Below are 18,663 nucleotides of genomic sequence, written 5' to 3'. Positions count from 1 at the left end.
ATGGCTGTGTTTTCTTATTTATGTAGAAAATACAGTCTTTTTTTGTTAAACATTCGATTATTCGCATTACATCAACTGTCTGTGTTTACAAAGCCTTTTCTGTTTGAACAACCATTTTTATGTAACCGCTTCCAAATAAAGCTGTCCACTCATATTCTATTATGAAAGGCGGTAAGATTATGGAAGACAATCTTTTTATGTTTATGGTTTACTATTTTTTATTCTTCTATGTGGGTGTTTGGTTGTTCGGCATGGTATGTTTGTCTGGATATGTGGGTATGCATATCTTGAGAAAACTAAGGAGAAAAAATGATAAGAATTGAACATAGGGTCAGACCCCGGTGTTCATGCGCGATGATTCCGTCAGCCTGACCCAAATTGATTCAGAATTATTCATTCAGTTCCCAATGGCGAAGATTTTTATAACCGTTTACTGCCCTCCACTGAGGATTGTATACGCCAAAGTGTAAGTGAGAAACGAATTTTCCTGTGGTGCCCTGTGGTCCGTAACCGCTATCTCCAACCTGGCCGATCAATTGCCCCTTTTTCACTGAAACTCCGAGACCAAGTCCCGATGCATATTTGCTCAGATGGGCAAAATATAAAAGGTATCCTTCTTTCGTTTTAATTGTGATTCTCCAACCGCCAAGTTCGTTCCAGCCATATCTTTCAATGATTCCATCTGTTGGTGAGTAAAGTGGTGTTCCTTTTGCGGCTAAAATATCAGTTCCTTCGTGGGTACGTGTTCCGCCAAATGCTCGTGAGTCGCCCCAAGTGTCACTATATGGTTTATACGTCCCCTTAGCAAGTGGAAAAACCCCGTCTTGTATGTATATCTCAGAGTTTGCAGCCACAGCATTTACCGGTGCTGTAAGCTTCAAAACTTGTCCTATGTTTACAGCATCTGTGTTTAAGTTATTGAAAAGCTTCAAATTTTGTAGTGGAACATTATAATCCCTGGAAATCTTAAATAATGTATCCCCTTTTATTACAGTATGGCTACTATATGTCCCTTTTTGATTAGGAAGGAGCAATTTTTGTCCAGGGCGGATTGTGTCGCTCGTGAGGTTATTTTTTAATTTAATATCTGCTATTAGCAGATTATAATTTTTTGCGATAGTAGGCAGGGTGTTTCCTTGTTTAACAATATATGAAATTTCGTGTGTATGCGGAGCTAACATAGATAATTTTTGCCCAGTAACGATTTGATTGCTTTTCAAGCCGTTCCACTTTTTAATATTTTCAACGGAAACACTGTTTCCTGTCGCTATCTTCCATAACGTATCCCCAGATTTCACAGTGTATGTTTTCTCATGCGCGGAAGTAACGGACCCTCCCCATAGTATTACCGCGGACGTGGTAATGCCTATTAACCATTTCTTCGTATTCATCTTTTATCCCCCGAAATCTTTTTTTGTTTTTTATATCGGAAGATTAAGTGAATAATAGAGAACTTCATCTGTTTTTCCTTCTGGTAAATATTGTTTGTTAGAGTTTAGATTTTTAAGTAATTTAATCAAAATTTTAATGGGAATTAAAAACATAATTGGTTCTAAAGAAGCTTTCATTCTAATTGTTCATGATTTGTTCGAATTTATGTGAAGTTTTTCACAATATGCGGGATATAATAAGTATGGGTCCAACAAAATGGGATTTCTCAACAAAAAGTAGAAATCTCGCTAGAAATCTTAGAATTTGTCATTTATACAATAAACTTACTCGACTAACATTTTACGCAAGAAAGATGCAACAAGATAATACAATCTGCACTACGACATGGTTTATTTCGGTACTTGAGGATCAAACCAATCAATTTCCGCTGAATCGTTACGTATTGAAAAAGTACACACACCATTATGTATAGTGCTAAACCTTGGATTTGTAAGCTTGATATGATTCTAAATGGACATATTGAAGGGAGTTTTTCATTATGAGAAATGAAAAAGTCGATCGCGTTGTATTAATTGGAACAGGTGCTGTAGGCTGCAGTTTTGCTTATTCTATGATCAACCAGGGTGTTGCCGAGGAACTAGTCTTAATCGATGTGAATGAAATGAAAGCTGAAGGTGAAGCGATGGACTTGAACCATGGTATGCCATTTGCGCCCTCCCCTATAAAAGTTTGGAGCGGAAAATACGAAGATTGTGGAACAGCAGATTTAGTTGTGATTACAGCTGGCCTTGCCCAAAAACCTGGCGAAACACGGTTGGATCTTGTGGAAAAAAATGCCGAAATATTTAAGGCCATTGTGAAAAATGTGATGGACAGCGGTTTTCACGGTATCTTTTTAGTTGCTACAAATCCAGTAGATATTTTGACTTATGTGACCTGGAAAGAATCCGGGCTTCCCAAGGAAAGAGTCATCGGTTCAGGAACAACCCTCGATTCAGCAAGGCTCCGCTACATGCTGGGTGATTATTTTAATATCGATACAAGGAATGTCCATGCCTACATCATCGGGGAACACGGAGATACGGAGCTTCCTGTTTGGAGCCAGGCTTCCATAGGGATCGAACCAATTAACCAGGCACTTGCGCGAAAAGGAGCCGACAATGATTGTCTGAATGGAATCTTTGTCAATGTTCGTGATACTGCTTATCATATCATTGAAAGAAAAGGCGCTACCTATTATGGAATCGGGATGTCCCTTGTCAGGGTTACTAAAGCAATTTTAAACAATGAAAACAGTATCCTCACTGTTTCTGCCTATCTAGATGGACAATATGGAGAAGATGATGTTTACATCGGCGTGCCAGCGGTTATCAACCGTCACGGCATCCGTGAAGTCCTAGAGATTCAACTTGATAATGCGGAAAAAGAACAATTTGCCCATTCCGTAAAAGTCTTAAAAGAAACAATGGCACCAGTGCTATAAATAGTAACTGCGAAAAGAACCAATTCTGGATCGAATTGGTTCTTTTTTACGATTAAAGCTACACTTCCCCCTGGTAATCCATTTCGGTGAGGGAATCCATATGGCTGGCAATCATGGCAATAATGGTGCTCGCTTCTTCTTTACTGAAAATAAAGTTTGTTTCATCCTTGATCATGTCTTCATCATCCGTCCAAATCCGGTTCACACGCTTTAAGACTCCATCCCCGGTCTCTTGAACAATCCCGAATTGGTAGGTTACTTCTACATCATTTTCTTGATAATAGGCCGTTACTTCAGGAGTTTCCCAATCTACATCAATTTCCTCAAGCAGCTGTATTTCGCCGCGCCCATCAAGATCGCGTATTTCTTCTTCGTCCAAATATATTCCATCATCCATGTCTTCATCTTCATCGATTAAATCTTCTTGCATGATGTCGCCATTCATATAATCATGAAAACGTTCATGAACAGCATCAACGATATCCTCTATATCGGTTAAAACCACCTTGCTAACCTGGGCAAGATCCGGTTCAAAGGATTCTATATAGAATTCTTCATTATGAGGGTCAAAAAACAACGTACAGAAATACTCCCTGTCAACATCTTCACCCTCTGTGTAAAATTCAATCCGCGGGTGCTTAGCGCCACGTTCAATAGACATCTCACCGTTTTGATCATACTTATCACAGATTGATTCAAGACTATCCTGGAGCTCTCCGCATACTCTGTCAAACCATTCTAACGACATGCTAGCATCCCTTCCTTTCGAGGTTATCGCCCTTATTATTTCCTGTACGCGGAGTTTTTCACCAATCCATATGGTGGGAATGTGTAAGCGACTTTATCATCGAAGGATGCCCGGAACAAGTATTGAATATAGGCATTCTAGAAAAAATTCTTAATTACTTCCTCATGGTTATTACAAATGGTACAACGATATTCTATTTCAAGGGCATCTTCCTGTGCATCATGCACTGTCTCTGTCCGGCAGTGTTCGCAGTATTTCTGAACTTGTGCGTTTACCATTAGAATTCACTCCCAAATTCATTTTCCTTTCTATTACCGTTTTAACTATAGGCAATGGTTTCAAACATGCTGCCATAGTTCATTGTTTATAAATTCGTTTAAATATATACTCATGTATGTATTCATCCTTTTTCAGTTTCACAGTTTGCGTAGCAGCAAGCTCCCAGCCATAGGCCCCCAGTTTATTCATTTCATGCTCGGTTGGTGAAATAGCTTTCATGTATTCCCATTGAATGGGTCTTGAATTCAGTTTCCTTAACCTCATTACTTCCTTTCTATTCCATTCTTCTTGTTGTTTTAATTCTTCAGTTTTTCTTGCCTGTATGGCATCTTCGAAAATAAACCTCTTTGGTTTATGGCAATTTGGGCATGTTTCAGCAGTAAATGTCACTAATTTTTTACAGTAAAAACAAACATTTGTGTTATTTTCCATTTACATCACCTCTTAGGGAAATCATATTCCGGAGGTTAGCAAATGTGACCCGTTCGACCAGGAATTACAGTGCTTTTTGAATGAATGAAAGGATTTCATCAAGGCTTTGATTTTCCTTTTCCAATGTGATGGCAGAAAACAAATCCCCTTTATCGGAAATCCGCTGTTTGATATTTAGGATTGTAAAGTCAGTTGGCATAAAGCCTGTCTGGACTTCTTCCCAGGTAACCGGTGCAGCTACGGTGGCCTTTGGTTTTGCGCGTGCGGAATAAACCGCAGGCATGGTTCTGCCCTTCCATAATTGTAAATAATCAAAATAAAGCTTTTTGCCTCTCTTCGCAACCACACGCTCCAGGGTGATTTTATCAGGCATTTTCTCTAGAAAATAGTTCGCAATGAATGTGTTTATAGTCCTTGTCTGTTCGAATGTGTATATCGGGGCTATCGGCACAAAGATTTGCAGGCCTGTAGAACCGGATGTCCTTGGAACAGCCTGTAGCCCAAGAGACTCCAGCACCCGTTTCAATTCACACGCTACCTCTAACACTAGTCCAAAACTTTCGTCGTCAGGAGGGTCTAAATCAAACACCAGCTCCAAAGGATAATTTTCTTTTCTCACACTGTCGAATGGAACATGAAATTCAACAGTTCCGTATTCGGCAGCCCAAATAAGTGTAGAAGTATCATTTAACAGGATCCGTTGTTTTTCCTTATAAAAACTGCTTGGAACCCATAGCGGCGCCCGTGCGGGTAATGATCTTTTCTCGATTCTCTTCCCTGCTATACCATGGGGATATACCCACATCATCAAAAGACGATCTTTCGAATGACTGATAAGGTATGGTGCTACTTCGGCTAAATATATTAAATAATCTAATTTTGTAATTCCCAAGTCAGGCCAAATGATTTGTTCAGGGTTCGTAATGGGGATCCTCTTTCCCCTCATTACTAATTCTTCTTCCATTGTCCTGCCCCCGTTTATCCTTATTTTCAGTAAAGATTTCAAAAACTATGTAGTATCATTGATATGGTCTTCATCGGGGACATGAAGGACAATATTCCGGAAGCTAGGAAGTAAAATGTCTTTCTTTCGGGAGGCTAATGAAAAAATCATTTAGAATCAGGTATTTATTTCTCTTAACGATTGAATCAGAAATTGGTATTATAGAGGGTAGTCAAAAAACAGGAGTGAACTTGAAGATGAGTGTTCATAAAGATCTAATCAAGCATGCTAATAAACAGCATCGAACTTATAAACAATTTGAAGCTCTCGATGAACAACGCGAGCGCTACATTGATGAAGCAGTTTCTTTGTGCCAGCAAGACAAACCATTTACAACCGATAAAATTAATGAAGTTACTGACAAAATTAATTTACTTGCAACATTAAGGGTAGTGCCTTCAAGAAAACATGTTACCCCTGAAATGATTAAAGAGTATGTAAACAAATTTTCTTCTAAATAATTAGATGAAAAACAAAAAAGGGGAATGCGCCTATCGGCGGTTCCCCTTTTTGGCCAACTTAGAATCTTTCGTATCTATCTTTTCTGCGATGTTAATATTCTCCACATTGGCACTTTCAATGCTTGCTCCAATGTCAATTGATTCAGCCGCTTGCTTGTCAGCGTGAACGTTCTGTATGGAGACATTGTCAGCCCGCTGCTCTCCGCCAAACACTTTGATATAGGCTCCCGCATTTTTAAAACCATGCAATTTTACGTTTTTAATAGCCACGTTTCTGGCCCTGTATTGAATTGCAATGACTGGCTCCCCTTTATAATCATAATCCGGATCGCCTAGTAGCGTAAAATGGTTTACAGCCACATTTTTATAAGCGGAAACCACCATGCCTCGCGGAGTGGAATTCTGATATAAATCGGTGTAAATGGGAGCGATGGAGACGATATTCATGGCTTTTATATTAAAGGCGGTTTTCGACTCCGGATCAAACTGTTTATGGTGGCCGATATGGCGGAAGTTATAGGAACGATTGTCATTTACGGATAAGTGGCCGATAATTACAACGTTCGACGCCGCTGAAGCATTATGATGTGCTTTAATTTCTACCCCGCCAAAGCAACGGGCTGTAGAATTATTCACAAGCCAAACGTTCCGCGACCCATCATCCACTTCAATACCGTTTGAATTGCTGAACCCTTTTTTGTGGGATCTCCCGCTTGGGTCACACATATGAGAATTTGTTATATAAATATAGTCGCTGTGATGTGTGGTGATGCCATCGTCCCCAAAACCATAGCCATTGAGGTTATCAAGCCAGATATATTTGCTGCCGCCCCGGCTGCGTGTTCCATCCCCAAGATACGTGTAAACAGTAGAAGATACGTCAAAACAATGTAGTCCTGGATTAATCGCTTCAACATTTTTTACCCAACCAAAAGTTACATTAGCAAAAGTCAGACAGCTGGACCGATTGTTTCCGGCGGCAGTCGATTCCACGTTGCCCAACCTTTCAACATTCCAGTCCAAACTCATCCCTTCTACATGGATATTACGATCTCCTTTAACATGATGTGCGTTAGTTATGAGCCATTCCTCTTTAGGCGCCGCATCGTGAAGCTTGAGCACGGTTTTCTCTTTTCCAGCGCCCGCCAAAAAAGTGTAAGAAGGAAGCTTTAATCCCTTTACTACAAATGTCCCTTCTGGAATAACCACCTTTACCCTTCCATTTGCAATTGCCTTTTTAAATGCTTCGGTGTTATCAGTTGCCCCATCGCCAACAGCACCGAAGTCGGTTACCGATACTTCCCTTCTGACCTTTCTTAGCAAGTTATCCGATTCCTGGTCCAGTATACTTTTCCAATCTGGAAAAATGTTGCCATTCCTATCTATAGATGTATCACCCATCCAGAATTGGTCTGCTTTAATAGATTTTACCAATAAAAAAATGCTCATTGATTTTATTCCATCTAGCACAGATTTAATAGAAAAAACGGAAGGCACTGGATAATTTCTACTGTGTTTTTTAAAGAGCCGGTCCGTTTCATCCCATGCATTTTTAAGCTTATGACTTCTTACTCCTGTATACGCTTCTATTATTTTTCTGTTGTTCATAGGGTTATGTGTTTTGCTTAAATAAATCATCCCTGTTTTATCACCTCATATTATCCTTATTTGGAATATTCCCCTTTTAAAAGTGATGTAACCAATTATGTGAAAAGCTAAAAAAGCGAATAAAAAAACATATGCTCTAAGCATATGATTGAAATATTCAGTATTTTTCTTTATATTCTACTGAGCATCATTTTGCTAAGTTGATGGTAATATCATTACTTTCGGGTTTTACTTTTTCGTCCGATTGGGGCCAGGATAAGCGGATTTTCTTAATGGATCTGATATTAATATCTTCTTTAAGCTGATATCGAACCGTTCCTTCGCTTACCGCACCGCTCAAAATTTCTCGGCCTATTTTATCGCTTGCATCAGTATTTGCGTTCATTTGAATTTTGCCAATCACTAATTTTCCCTCTTCGGGAGTGGCGTAGATGCTATGTCCTGTTGTGTTTTCAATCTTTACCGAAACTGACAGCTCATTATCGAATCCCTCATCGATGTTTTTCTCCGTCCGGTAAATCTTTACTTGGTCGATTGTCGTTACAATCCCGTTTTTTTCCTCACTCCATGCGGTATTATACACGCTGCGTCCATGATCATCAGTGCTGGAGTGTGCTATAGGAATACCGATAAAAACAAACGCCAAAACGGTAAGCATCACGGTGGTCCCAGTGTGTTTACTTTTCTTTTCTCGTAATTCCCCCATCCCTTATCCCCCACTCTCTCTCCTAATTGCTTACAAAAAAACCTCCAAATGAAATCCTAATGATTAAATACGATTTCAGGAGGCATTTTTCCTCTTTACAAATTATTTTTATGCTGTTTTTTTGTTTGTTAGGTCAAATAATCTAGACTGTTAAATTATATCTAAAGGTACTTTCTGTGGTGGTTTTGGAAAGGCGACATCTAATCGATCCAGTTCTTCTTGGGTAAAGAGTATGGTGGCCGCTTTTGCGTTCTCAAAAATATGCGGCTCCTTCACTGCTTTCGGAATGGATATGACTCCTTCCGTACGTATCGTCCATGCTAATACAATTTGAAGAGGCTTCACGTGAGGAGCTTCCGCAATATCGTTCAATTGGGGAGATAACCTGGGTTAGCTAGCATTTCTTATTTAGCCAATATTTACAAAGTATCAATAATCGAGAAACAAGGGACATTAATATTACAAACAGCAAAGGAGGTGAAAAACATGTCAAGACGTGGTGGAAATCGTGACAAGCTAGTGCCAGGAGCACAACAAGCTATCGATGCAATGAAATACGAAATCGCTACTGAATTCGGTGTCCAGCTTGGAGCTGAAACAGTATCTCGCGCTAACGGTTCTGTTGGTGGAGAAATCACTAAGCGTTTAGTTGCTACAGCTCAATCTCAATTAGCAGGCCAATTTGGACAACAAATGGGCGGTACTACTCGCTAATTAAGTAATTGAATCAAGTAAACAAATTGTATCTCCAATTTATAAAATTAAATATTATGGCTTAGGCTGCCTGTTTCTAACAGGCAGCCTTCAATTTTTTCTTCCCTGAAAAGCTAAAGCAGTCCAAACGCGTTAGCTAAAGCATTAATTAGTCACTTAAATCAGATGACACAATCGGAGAACCAGTGGACGTATGGTTGTTTACCCATTGCCGGGCAGCATCCGAAACACCGTCCCAATTTGGTATGTTCCCGCTGTGCTCCTCCACCCAGCTCATACAATACTGTGGATCAATGCCTTGTTCTTCACATTTCAATAAAAGTTCTTGGATGTTGCTTTCAGAACAATTCTTCCAGGTGCCACATGTTGTACGCCAAATGTCTTCAACCTTCTCTTGTACAAAAGGATCCGGTGAGAATAGATTTTCTTCAGGCATGTTGTCTCCTCCTTTAATTAGTTTCCAAATAATTTCCTCCACATTATGCCCAGTTTTCATTACCAATCAACCATCCAATAAAAACCAATTCCTTTATAAACTTCCGCTACTGTAACTTATTTCAAGGAACACCCTTTGGCTGATTTTTTATTCGATTCACAAACAGAAGTTGTACGTTAGTAAAGCAATTTTAAACAGATTTATTGACTAAGTTCGATAACCAGGTTATTTGGGATGGAATATATACGATAGCCCCTTTGACTTCATATGAAAAAAGGACAGTACCAACACATTGGGTTCTGTCCTTTCCTCCTATAACATCGCTTTTTATATTGATGTGTGTACCTCAAGTTGAATTAAGTTGCCCGCAGGATCCTTTGTAAACACTTCGTTATTTTCCTCTGTTACCTGTGCACCTAAGGCGCGTAATTGATTTATAGCTGTACTTCTTGCTTCTTCTGTCGGCAGCACCACAGAGAACGATTTTAGACCCACGCTGTTTGGCTCAGCGGCCTGAGCTCCTTTGCTGTGCCAAGTATTCAACCCGATATGGTGATGGTATCCGCCTGACGATACAAATCGAGCGCTTTGACCATATTTGCTGTTTACAAGATCAAAACCGAGTCCTCTGCAGTAAAATTGCTCTGCCAAATCGAGATCGGATACCTGCAAATGAATATGTCCCATGATCGTTCCGCTAGGCAATCCGTTCCATTCCTTTCCTAATCCTTCAGCCAATAAATCTTGGCCCTGCAATGGTTCGGTTGTCATTACAACCTCACTGCCGTCCCATTCCCATTCATCAGAAGGGCGGTCACGGTAAATTTCAATTCCATTGCCATCCGGATCTGCTAAATAGATGGCTTCGCTCACAAGATGATCGGAAGCGCCCTGCAGGGGATATCGTGTCTCGAGCAGGTGGCGAAGTACTACGGACAAGTCGACCCTATTTGGAACAAGCAAGGCCAAATGGTATAATCCAGTGCGGTTAGGTTGAACAGGAGTTACGTTTTCCGGTTGTTCAATGGTGATGAGAGTCGTCTTGCCATCAGCGGTGAGCGCCGCTTTTTTTTCGGATTGTTGCAGTATGCGTAGTCCAATTATTTCCTTATAAAACGTAATCGATCGATCTAAGTCCGCAACCTTTAAGTCTACATGCTTAACATAGGTATAAGGCGGTTTATGAAAATTCATTTTGCGACCCCTCTTCATAAATGGTTCGTTTATTTTTAGTTACTTTATGTAAGTAAGTATAATTTTGAAATTGGGGAACTGTCAAGAATATGTTTTTCGTTGTTACCAATATGATATAAAAAGAAGTAATTCGAGGATTTTACCAACTGTACGGTCCACCATTTATTTTGTGAGGTTCACGAATTAGGATGGAACCGGAAAACAATGCATTTATAGCATCTTCGTAAGTTGTTACCTCCATTATTTTGCCGTCGTGATACAATACTGTAAATTTCCATCGGTGCAGTTTTGTAACTGGTTTTACAATGGATTCGTTTACGCGATCCATACAATCAATGTTCTTATATAAACAAGGTTGGCCACTGAATGTTGTGAAATTTGAATTTCATTTATTTCGGCATTCCCCTTAGGGAGTCTATTGATAATTCGGGAACAGCCGTATGTTCATGTTTTTGCTTTTGTTGCCGCTTCTTCCAAAACAATTGGAATGCCCCCTAAAGTTATAATGCGTAAAAAATGGATAATTGTTGTCTCTATATTTTGTTCATCTTCCTTTTATTTACTCATCAAAGAAAATTTGAGGTAAAGACAATTTCTCCTTTTATATATGACACACTTAAAAAGACAGCCTGTTAAATGAAACACAGACTGCCTTTTTAGAAGACTTTATAAAATTTTATAGCAATTCTTCTGCTATTAACTGATAGGAACGCATGCGGTCTTTGTACGTTGGCGTAATGGTGACGATCATGAGCTCGTCGACACAGTATTGTTCTTGCAACTCAGTAAGCTTCTGCTTCACAACTCTTGGGCTGCCGACAATAAGGTTAGAACTTGCCTCCTTCTCCCGTCTTATTTCTTCATTGGCACTGAAATAATGTTTAGCTTCGTCCAGGGAAGGAATTCGGCCGGATCCACCACCTAGTTCTGACTGAATGCCCCATAAGCGGGTGCTCAACGCCAGCTCCTCGGCTTTTTCTGTGGTTTCAGCACAAATGGCGGCTACGGAAAGAATTACTGAAGGGGTATCTAACGCCCCTTTCTTCTTAAACTGATTTCTATAGTTTTCAACTATTTCTGATCCGTCATGATCACTCATGAATTGTCCAAACGCATAAGCCATTCCGTTTTCTGCAGCCAGAACGGCACTTTTCCCGCTTGTCCCGAGAAGCCAAGGTTCGGGAGGCACAATGGGAACCGGGGAAGCAGAGACCTTCGAAAACATATGCTCTTTCGGAAAATCGTTATACAAGAATTTCAGAAGCTCCTCAACAGACCCAGGCATTTTTCGGACACCTTCGAGAAAATTGTCCGACAAAGCCATGGTTGCCTCCGCAGATCCGCCGGGTGCCCGGCCAATTCCTACATCAATACGATTTGGAAATAGCGTCGCTAACATATTGTAAAGTTCTGCGATTTTATATGGTTTATAATGCGGCAATAGGACGGCTCCTGAGCCAATCCGTATTTTTTCAGTATGGGCGCCAAGGTATGGAATCATCACCTCTGGTGCGGAGCATGCTAGACCTGCCAGGTCATGATGTTCAGCAATCCAGTACCGTGTGAACCCAAGATCCTCGGCCATTTGTACAAGCTTAACTGATTCCTGCAAGGCATCTGCTGGTGTGGCGCCTTGCAGAATCGGGGACTGATCTAAAATACTAAGCTTCAATATAGCTTCCTTCTTTCTCATTTCTTTTAATCGGACTAAGATTGTATGTTTTCTAATAATCTTAGTAACTTCGGGCTGTTTTTGCAATTTTTTGGCCCGCTGTATCTTCCGTTGTAAAAATAAACCGCCACTTTTAACAATCCATTCTTTATGTCACATGAATTGTTCATTTCCTCCCCATACTAAATAAGGGAGGTGACCTCGTACAATGAAATTCTTCAGCATCTTAGCCATTTTATTAGCAATCAATCCTTACAACTCGAATCATTATATCTCGCTCACTTATAACGGAAGCCTGCTTTCTGAAGTGGAACGCACTGAGTTTCTTTTGCCCTTGCCTGGAATTGAATTGATTGATACTGCAAAGTTCAATAAGCTGATTGATAAAACGGAGCAGCTGGTGTTTCGTGCACCCGTAAATGCAGCTCTCGATGATCATGGAAACATTTTGCCGGAGAAAGTCGGGTATAGGCTGGATCGGGCAACCTTTATCAATCAGTCAGCAGACTCTTTTGTTTATGGCATTCCTTCTAAACTGGAGGTTCCTGTTCAAACCATTCATCCTAAAGTGGATAGCGAACTGCTTGCTATAATCCGGGAAAAACGCATCGGCCATTATGTGACTTACTTTAACAATAATAATAAGCCCCGTACTCATAACCTGCAGCTTGCTTCTAAAGCAATTAACAACTATGTAGTCATGCCAGGAGAAACATTTTCCTTTAACCAGGTGGTCGGAAAAAGAACTGCTGAAAAAGGGTATTTACCAGCACCGATTATCGTGAAAGGGGAATTGGCTGAGGGAATTGGAGGAGGGATCTGCCAGGTATCCTCCACCTTGTTTAATGCAGTTGACCATGCAGGAGTACGGATCATCCAGCGATTTTCCCACAGTAAAAGCGTTCCTTACGTTCCATCCGGCCGGGATGCAACCGTAAGCTGGTATGGACCTGATTTCAGATTCCAAAATATATATAATGAGCCTATTCTAATTCGTTCAAAAGCCGGTTACGGCAGCCTGGCCGTTACCCTTTATTCGTCGGAAACGATCCACTATAAACCTAAAATTATTCCATGAGCAATGCGGAGCCCTCCATTACAAGAAATCAAGATAAGAAAAAAATAAATTCCCCCAGCACATATGAAAAAGTGATGCTGGAGGAATATAATTCCTGGCTTACAACAATATTCTATTCCCGGGTTTGCCCCTGGCCGTAGATAAAATACTTCGTAGATGTAAGTGCGTTCAGTCCCATTGGCCCTCTTGCATGGAGCTTCTGGGTACTGATGCCGATTTCTGCCCCATATCCAAATTCAAAGCCATCGGTAAAGCGCGTTGAAGCATTATGGTAAACAGCCGCCGCATCAACATTTGTCAAAAACATAGCAGCGTTTTGTTCATTTTCAGTGATAATCGCTTCGGAATGCTTGGTTCCATATTGATTAATATGGTTAACAGCTTCTTCTACAGTGCCCACCGCTTTTACGCTAATTGAAAGGGCTAAGTATTCGGCTGCCCAATCATCTTCTGTTGCTTGTTTCGCTAAAGGAAATGCATCTCGGACAATGGAGTCTCCAAATATCTCGACATGTTTTTCATGGAGGGCTTCCATTAATTGATTGCCGTGCTCTTGAAACCATTTTTCGTGAATTAGTAGGGATTCGATGGCATTACAAACACTAGGCCTCTGGGTTTTGGCGTTTAATACAATTTGTTCTGCCATAACAGGGTTGGCTGTTTCATCTATATAAATATGGCAGTTGCCTGCTCCCGTTTCAAGCACAGGTACGGTCGATTCCCTAACAACCGTATCAATTAGGTTTTTACCGCCTCTTGGTATCAAGACATCCAAATACTGGTTTAGAGTGAATAGTTCTTTTGCCGTTTCCCTGCTTGTGTCCTCAATAAGCAGGACAGCGTCAACAGGGATTGATGTTTGTTTTAAGGCATTATGTACGCATTGTACAAGCGCTTGATTTGAATATTTAGCCGATGAACTGCCCCGTAAAATAACTGCATTTCCCGTTTTTAAGGATAAAGTGGCAGCATCGATGGTCACATTAGGCCTTGCTTCATAAATCATCCCGATGACGCCGATTGGAACCCTTCTCTTTTCAATCAGCAATCCGTTTTCTTTGTTTATCGTTTCTAGCTTTTCGCCTATTGGATCGCCCATTTCAACCAATAGCCAGATGGCATCAGCCATTGCTTGGATGCGGTCCTCATTTAACAGAATCCTGTCAAGTACGGAATCTGAAAGGCCGGCTTGTTTCCCCTGTTCAATATCCTTTTTATTCTCATTAATCAAGTGGCTTTGCTCATCGATAAGCTGCTCCGCAATTTTTCCCAGTGCTATATTTTTTTCTTCCGTTGTTATTCCGGCCATTGAATAGCTTGCCAATTTTGCCGCCTTGCCTTTTTCTATAACCTCGCTCATTTCCCTTCCCCCTTTGTGCTAGATCCGTACCCACTGGTCACGGTGAATGACTTCAATAGTAATTTTTTTATCAAACTTCAGGTCCTTACTTCTCTTGCCGATCATCTTTTGGAGAGCTTCAGAAGAGTAAAGAACCTCTCCTTTTCCAGCCAGCCCATGTGCGCCAATGACCTCGACAACATCTCCTTTTTCAAATGTTCCACTAACTTTATAAATCCCAGCAGGCAATAGACTTTTCCCCTTATGAACTAGAGCTTCCTCAGCACCTTCATCAATGTATATTTGGCCCATTACTGAAGAATGAAGAGCGATCCATTGCTTGCTTCCTTTTACCTGCGCAAGTTCATGCCCTCCGATATAGGTGCCATCGCCATGGCCTTCAAGGATTTCAAGGATCTTGCCGCGTCCCTGGCCATGTCCAATGAAGGTAGGTACACCAAGTGAAAGGGCGGTCTTGGCTGCCATTAATTTTGATAACATACCCCCTGTACCGACCATGGAACCGGCACCATCTGCTCCCTTCAGCATCTCTTCCGTAACCTCTGGCATTCTGTCGATTCGTTTGGCAGATGGATTCTTTTTCGGATTGGAATCATATAAACCGTTAATATCGGTTAAGATGATTAACTGCCCGGCATGGACCATTCCGCTCACAAGTGCAGATAACATATCATTATCCCCAAAGGTCAGCTCCTCTACAGAAACCGTGTCGTTTTCATTGATTATCGGTAAAATCCCTCGTTCTAACAGCTCTGTAATAGTTGCATAGGCATTTCTATATCGTTCTTTTTTTGAAAAATCGTTTCTTGTCAGCAAAATCTGGGCCGGCACAATTCCGAATTGTCCCAGCTTTTCCATATAAGATTGAATCAACAAGCTTTGGCCCACTGCTGCAGCTGCCTGTTTTCCTTTCAGCGTAACAGGCCTTGACGGATAGCCTAAACGGGTGAACCCGGCAGCAACCGCCCCTGATGAAACTAACAGAACTTCATACCCCGCACTCTTAAGAGCCGCTATGGCCTCAATATGGTCCATAAACTTTTCCTGATCAATTTCCCCTTTTGGATTTGTTAAGGAACTGCTGCCGATCTTGACTACAATCCGTTTTCTTTCCATTTTTCTGACCTCCATTGACCTTCTATCCCTTTACAAAGGTTTGTGAACACGAACCTTCTGACCAATGTAAAAAAGCCCTTTTCATCCTATCAATAAGGACGAAAAGGGCTTGGTTTCCGTGGTACCACCTTAATTGGATGCATGACAGCATCCCACTTTGCCTGATAACGCCTGGTTGAGGCGCCCATGGTTTGCATGGGACTCGGGAAGCAGGTTCTACGGGCTTATTGTGGCGGGGCCTTCCAGCTAATAAACCCCGCTCTCTGTCACATAAGGATCTGTATACTATTCTTCCTTTAACGTTCATTATTTTTTAATATTATCCTAGGCATTCGCAAAAATGTCAACATGGAAATTGCAGAAAATTAGGACATTACTTTCCAACGAGCTGCTTTTGGGCTAGGATATTTTGATAAAGTGTTTTATATTTTTGGGCGGAAGCATCCCAGCTATAATCTAGATTCATCGCTCTTGAAACAAGCTTTTGCCACTTTTTAGGCTGGAACCTGTATAGCCAGACAGCTTTTTCAATCGTATATAACATATCGTGCGCATTATAATTTGTGAAACTAAAACCAAATCCGTCCCCGGTAAATTCATTATAAGGAGTGACTGTATCCTTTAAACCACCGGTTTCTCTTACGAGTGGAATGGTGCCATACCGTAAGGCAAGCAGCTGTCCGATTCCACAAGGCTCAAATTGGGATGGCATGAGAAAAATATCTGATCCTGCATAAATTTTGCGGGCCAGCGATTCATTGAAATAATTAGCAAATCGGATATTGTCAGGGTATTGGGCGGCCAAGTCCCTGAATGCCTGCTCATAGTTACAATCTCCAGTTCCTAGAACGACTAATTGTACACCCTGGTTCATGATTTCGTGAATCACATGAAGAATCAAATCAATGCCTTTTTGTTCAACAAGCCTTGTAACCAAAGATAGGACGGGAATATGTTTCCTTTCTGGCAGATTCAAATGCTCCTGTAACTTTTGCTTGTTTTTCAGCTTGCCTTCCCAATCTTCGTAGGGAGCGAATATGGCTTCATCAGATGCCGGATTGTAATCATCCGTATCAATTCCGTTTAAAATGCCATCCAGCTGGCCGCTTCGTTTTCTTAAGAATCCGTGAAGTTGTTCCCCATAATATGGCATTTGAATTTCTGCTGCATATGACGGGCTGACAGTCGTCAAGTGGTCGGAAAAGGCAAGGCCCGCTTTCATATAACTTACATTTCCATGAAACTCAAGTGCATCGATATGGAAATAAAGTTCACTTAAATCCAATAGTTCAGCTAAAACGTTTTTGGGATAGATCCCTTGATATCGCAAGTTATGGATGGTGAAAACCGTCTTAATTCCTTTATAAAAGGGGTGGTTATTATAATGTGCTCTTAATAGGACGCTGACAGGTCCCGTTTGCCAATCATGGCAGTGGATGATATCCGGCTTTTCCTCTAAGTGTGGCAATGCTTCAAGAACCGCTCTTGAGAAGAAGGCGAACCGTTCACCATCATCAAAAAATCCATAGCTGCCGTGGCGTTTAAAGTAGTATTCATTATCTAGAAAATAATATGTAATTCCCTGGTATTCCAGTTTTTCAATTCCGCAATATTGTCTTCTCCAGCCGACAGGAACTTCTATACTTGTGAGGAAAGATAATTGCGTTTTATATTGTGGAGGCAGGTCGCCGTACTTTGGCAAGATTACACTAACTTCAATACCCTGGTTTTTTAGTGCCTTGGGCAAACTGCCGATTACATCCCCTAGGCCGCCTGTTTTTATGAATGGGGCACATTCGGAAGCGGCAAATAATACTTTCATGTTTGTTCCTCCGTCAGACGATTTCTTCTTTTTTAATGACTACTGGCTGCAAGCCGCCCACAATTGTGGCATTTTCCTTAATCCGTGCTTGTTTATCCATTATGACATTTTCGATGTAAGCTCCAGGGCCGATTTCCCCTTTTTGCATGATAATACTGTTTTTCACAACTGCCCCAGGGTGAATTTTTACGCCGCGAGATATAATGCTATTCTCGACAACCCCCTCTATTTGACAGCCATTTGCGATCAATGAGTTGCTTGTTTTTGAAGAAGCTCCATAGTATGCTGGTGCTTCATGCTTTACTTTTGTATATAAATCCCAAGAGTCATAGAAATAGGAATGGATAATTTGTGGATTTAGAAATTCCATATTGCCGGAATGGAAGGTATCAACAGAATGGATAAATGGCATTTCCCCCGTAAAGTTGTAAGATTTCACCCGCAGCCTATGGAGGTTAGCTTTGACTGCATCTTTAATGAAATCATATTCGCCGTTTTCCACACATTTGGTAATCAGTTCAATCAATAGGTCCTTACTGATGACGAATGTTTCCAGGCATACAGCTTCCCCCGGGACAGGATAGGTATAGAGCTGAATATCAGTAACTGTTCCCGTGTCGTCAAGTGAACAAGTATGGTAAACCGGTTTCTCTACTGGATCTCCATAATAGTTTTTATATACCACGGTAATATCTGCTTGTTCTGCGTTATGATAGGCTATGACTTCATTGTAATCAATTTTGTTCACATGCAAGCCGGGGGATATAACCACGGTGTCAGCGTGCGAGCGTTCAAAAAACTCGAGGTGATTATGAAAATGTTCAAGATCCCCTTTCATTCTTTCATCCGGATGGATCGGAGGCAGTATAAATAATCCGCCATTTCTCCTGTCAAGATCCCACTCTTTTCCAGATCCCAAATGGTCCATTACCGACCGGTATTTGTCCTTTGTAAAAACGGCTACCTTTGTGATGGAAGCATTGATGAAATTCGATAATGTAAAGTCGATAAGGCGATATCGACCTGCGAATGGAACGGACGCCATGCAACGATGCTGTGTCAATTCTTTTAGAAATGGTTTTTCATTAGTCAGGTTTATTACTCCCAATACGCTTCCCATAACCATCACCCCTATGTATCTACTGTTTTTTACAGTGTT

Annotated in this window: 19 protein-coding genes and 1 other annotated feature; of the genes, 4 read left to right on the top strand and 15 right to left on the bottom strand. The window is 41.0% G+C overall.

Annotated elements, in window-relative coordinates; translation table 11 throughout:
* Positions 1–389: 389 nt before the first annotated feature.
* On the bottom strand, positions 390–1,391 hold the full coding sequence (locus CUU64_RS03105; RefSeq protein ID WP_101631809.1) for a LysM peptidoglycan-binding domain-containing protein: 1,002 nt from the start codon (positions 1,389–1,391) through the stop codon (positions 390–392).
* Positions 1,392–1,930: 539 nt separating this feature from the next.
* Here CUU64_RS03105 and CUU64_RS03100 point away from each other — a divergent pair.
* Complete coding sequence (locus tag CUU64_RS03100; RefSeq protein WP_101631808.1) at positions 1,931–2,875, top strand: L-lactate dehydrogenase; 945 nt, start codon at positions 1,931–1,933, stop codon at positions 2,873–2,875.
* A gap of 58 nt (positions 2,876–2,933) precedes the next feature.
* Here the strand turns inward: CUU64_RS03100 and CUU64_RS03095 are convergent, their stop codons facing one another.
* The 4 genes from CUU64_RS03095 to ligD all read right to left on the bottom strand — a co-directional run bounded on the left by CUU64_RS03095 (position 2,934) and on the right by ligD (position 5,298).
* Positions 2,934–3,623, bottom strand: a complete 690-nt coding sequence (locus CUU64_RS03095; RefSeq protein ID WP_101631807.1) for a hypothetical protein — start codon at positions 3,621–3,623, stop codon at positions 2,934–2,936.
* Between the two features lie 137 nt (positions 3,624–3,760).
* Positions 3,761–3,901 (bottom strand): hypothetical protein, encoded by a 141-nt coding sequence (locus CUU64_RS21820; protein WP_180954444.1) that lies wholly within the window; start codon positions 3,899–3,901, stop codon positions 3,761–3,763.
* 79 nt (positions 3,902–3,980) lie between these two features.
* Positions 3,981–4,334 carry a P-loop NTPase family protein gene (locus CUU64_RS03090; RefSeq protein WP_101631806.1) on the bottom strand — a complete coding sequence of 118 codons (354 nt, stop codon included), beginning with the start codon at positions 4,332–4,334 and terminating at the stop codon, positions 3,981–3,983.
* A 64-nt stretch (positions 4,335–4,398) separates the two neighbouring features.
* The gene (ligD, locus tag CUU64_RS03085; protein WP_101631805.1) at positions 4,399–5,298 is read right to left on the bottom strand and encodes a non-homologous end-joining DNA ligase; all 900 of its coding nucleotides are present in this window, start codon (positions 5,296–5,298) and stop codon (positions 4,399–4,401) included.
* Between the two features lie 137 nt (positions 5,299–5,435).
* Here ligD and CUU64_RS03080 point away from each other — a divergent pair, with 137 nt between their 5' ends.
* Entirely contained in the window at positions 5,436–5,798 is a 363-nt protein-coding gene (locus CUU64_RS03080; RefSeq protein WP_308302325.1) for a YpbS family protein, read from the top strand.
* Positions 5,799–5,828: 30 nt separating this feature from the next.
* On the opposite strand, the gene CUU64_RS03075 is transcribed toward CUU64_RS03080, so the two are convergent.
* The 3 genes from CUU64_RS03075 to CUU64_RS03065 all read right to left on the bottom strand — a co-directional run bounded on the left by CUU64_RS03075 (position 5,829) and on the right by CUU64_RS03065 (position 8,484).
* Positions 5,829–7,436: a glycosyl hydrolase family 28-related protein gene (locus CUU64_RS03075; RefSeq protein ID WP_101631804.1), complete on the bottom strand. Its 1,608-nt coding sequence runs from the start codon at positions 7,434–7,436 to the stop codon at positions 5,829–5,831.
* Between the two features lie 157 nt (positions 7,437–7,593).
* Positions 7,594–8,112 (bottom strand): hypothetical protein, encoded by a 519-nt coding sequence (locus CUU64_RS03070; RefSeq protein ID WP_101631803.1) that lies wholly within the window; start codon positions 8,110–8,112, stop codon positions 7,594–7,596.
* A 150-nt stretch (positions 8,113–8,262) separates the two neighbouring features.
* A complete protein-coding gene (locus CUU64_RS03065) occupies positions 8,263–8,484 on the bottom strand; it encodes an aldo/keto reductase (protein WP_142383587.1) in 222 nt (73 codons plus the stop codon).
* Between the two features lie 114 nt (positions 8,485–8,598).
* Between CUU64_RS03065 and CUU64_RS03060 the strand changes: the two genes are divergently transcribed.
* A complete protein-coding gene (locus CUU64_RS03060; RefSeq protein WP_101631802.1) occupies positions 8,599–8,826 on the top strand; it encodes an alpha/beta-type small acid-soluble spore protein in 228 nt (75 codons plus the stop codon).
* A gap of 148 nt (positions 8,827–8,974) precedes the next feature.
* Here the strand turns inward: CUU64_RS03060 and CUU64_RS03055 are convergent, their stop codons facing one another.
* The 3 genes from CUU64_RS03055 to CUU64_RS03045 all read right to left on the bottom strand — a co-directional run bounded on the left by CUU64_RS03055 (position 8,975) and on the right by CUU64_RS03045 (position 12,128).
* On the bottom strand, positions 8,975–9,262 hold the full coding sequence (locus CUU64_RS03055; RefSeq protein WP_101631801.1) for a hypothetical protein: 288 nt from the start codon (positions 9,260–9,262) through the stop codon (positions 8,975–8,977).
* 327 nt (positions 9,263–9,589) lie between these two features.
* Positions 9,590–10,456, bottom strand: coding sequence for a VOC family protein (locus CUU64_RS03050; protein ID WP_101631800.1), 867 nt, complete (start codon positions 10,454–10,456; stop codon positions 9,590–9,592).
* A gap of 676 nt (positions 10,457–11,132) precedes the next feature.
* Positions 11,133–12,128 (bottom strand): LLM class flavin-dependent oxidoreductase, encoded by a 996-nt coding sequence (locus CUU64_RS03045; protein ID WP_101631897.1) that lies wholly within the window; start codon positions 12,126–12,128, stop codon positions 11,133–11,135.
* 208 nt (positions 12,129–12,336) lie between these two features.
* On the opposite strand from CUU64_RS03045, the gene CUU64_RS03040 reads away from it, so the two are divergent.
* The gene (locus tag CUU64_RS03040; protein WP_101631799.1) at positions 12,337–13,206 is read left to right on the top strand and encodes a VanW family protein; all 870 of its coding nucleotides are present in this window, start codon (positions 12,337–12,339) and stop codon (positions 13,204–13,206) included.
* A gap of 112 nt (positions 13,207–13,318) precedes the next feature.
* Here CUU64_RS03040 and CUU64_RS03035 read toward each other — a convergent pair whose 3' ends face one another.
* From CUU64_RS03035 to glgD, 4 genes are all read right to left on the bottom strand, one after another.
* On the bottom strand, positions 13,319–14,566 hold the full coding sequence (locus CUU64_RS03035; RefSeq protein WP_101631798.1) for a glutamate-5-semialdehyde dehydrogenase: 1,248 nt from the start codon (positions 14,564–14,566) through the stop codon (positions 13,319–13,321).
* 18 nt (positions 14,567–14,584) lie between these two features.
* Positions 14,585–15,682, bottom strand: coding sequence for a glutamate 5-kinase (gene proB / locus CUU64_RS03030; RefSeq protein WP_101631797.1), 1,098 nt, complete (start codon positions 15,680–15,682; stop codon positions 14,585–14,587).
* Between the two features lie 91 nt (positions 15,683–15,773).
* Positions 15,774–15,991 (bottom strand) — a binding site (T-box leader).
* 64 nt (positions 15,992–16,055) lie between these two features.
* Complete coding sequence (glgA, locus tag CUU64_RS03025; protein ID WP_101631796.1) at positions 16,056–17,504, bottom strand: glycogen synthase GlgA; 1,449 nt, start codon at positions 17,502–17,504, stop codon at positions 16,056–16,058.
* Between the two features lie 13 nt (positions 17,505–17,517).
* Complete coding sequence (glgD, locus tag CUU64_RS03020; protein WP_101631795.1) at positions 17,518–18,624, bottom strand: glucose-1-phosphate adenylyltransferase subunit GlgD; 1,107 nt, start codon at positions 18,622–18,624, stop codon at positions 17,518–17,520.
* Positions 18,625–18,663: the final 39 nt, after the last annotated feature.

Origin of the sequence: Bacillus sp. V5-8f (genome assembly GCF_002863565.1) — a bacterium.
Taxonomy (GTDB): Bacteria; Bacillota; Bacilli; order Bacillales; family DSM-1321; genus Peribacillus.
This window is presented reverse-complemented; position numbering and strand designations above follow the sequence as displayed.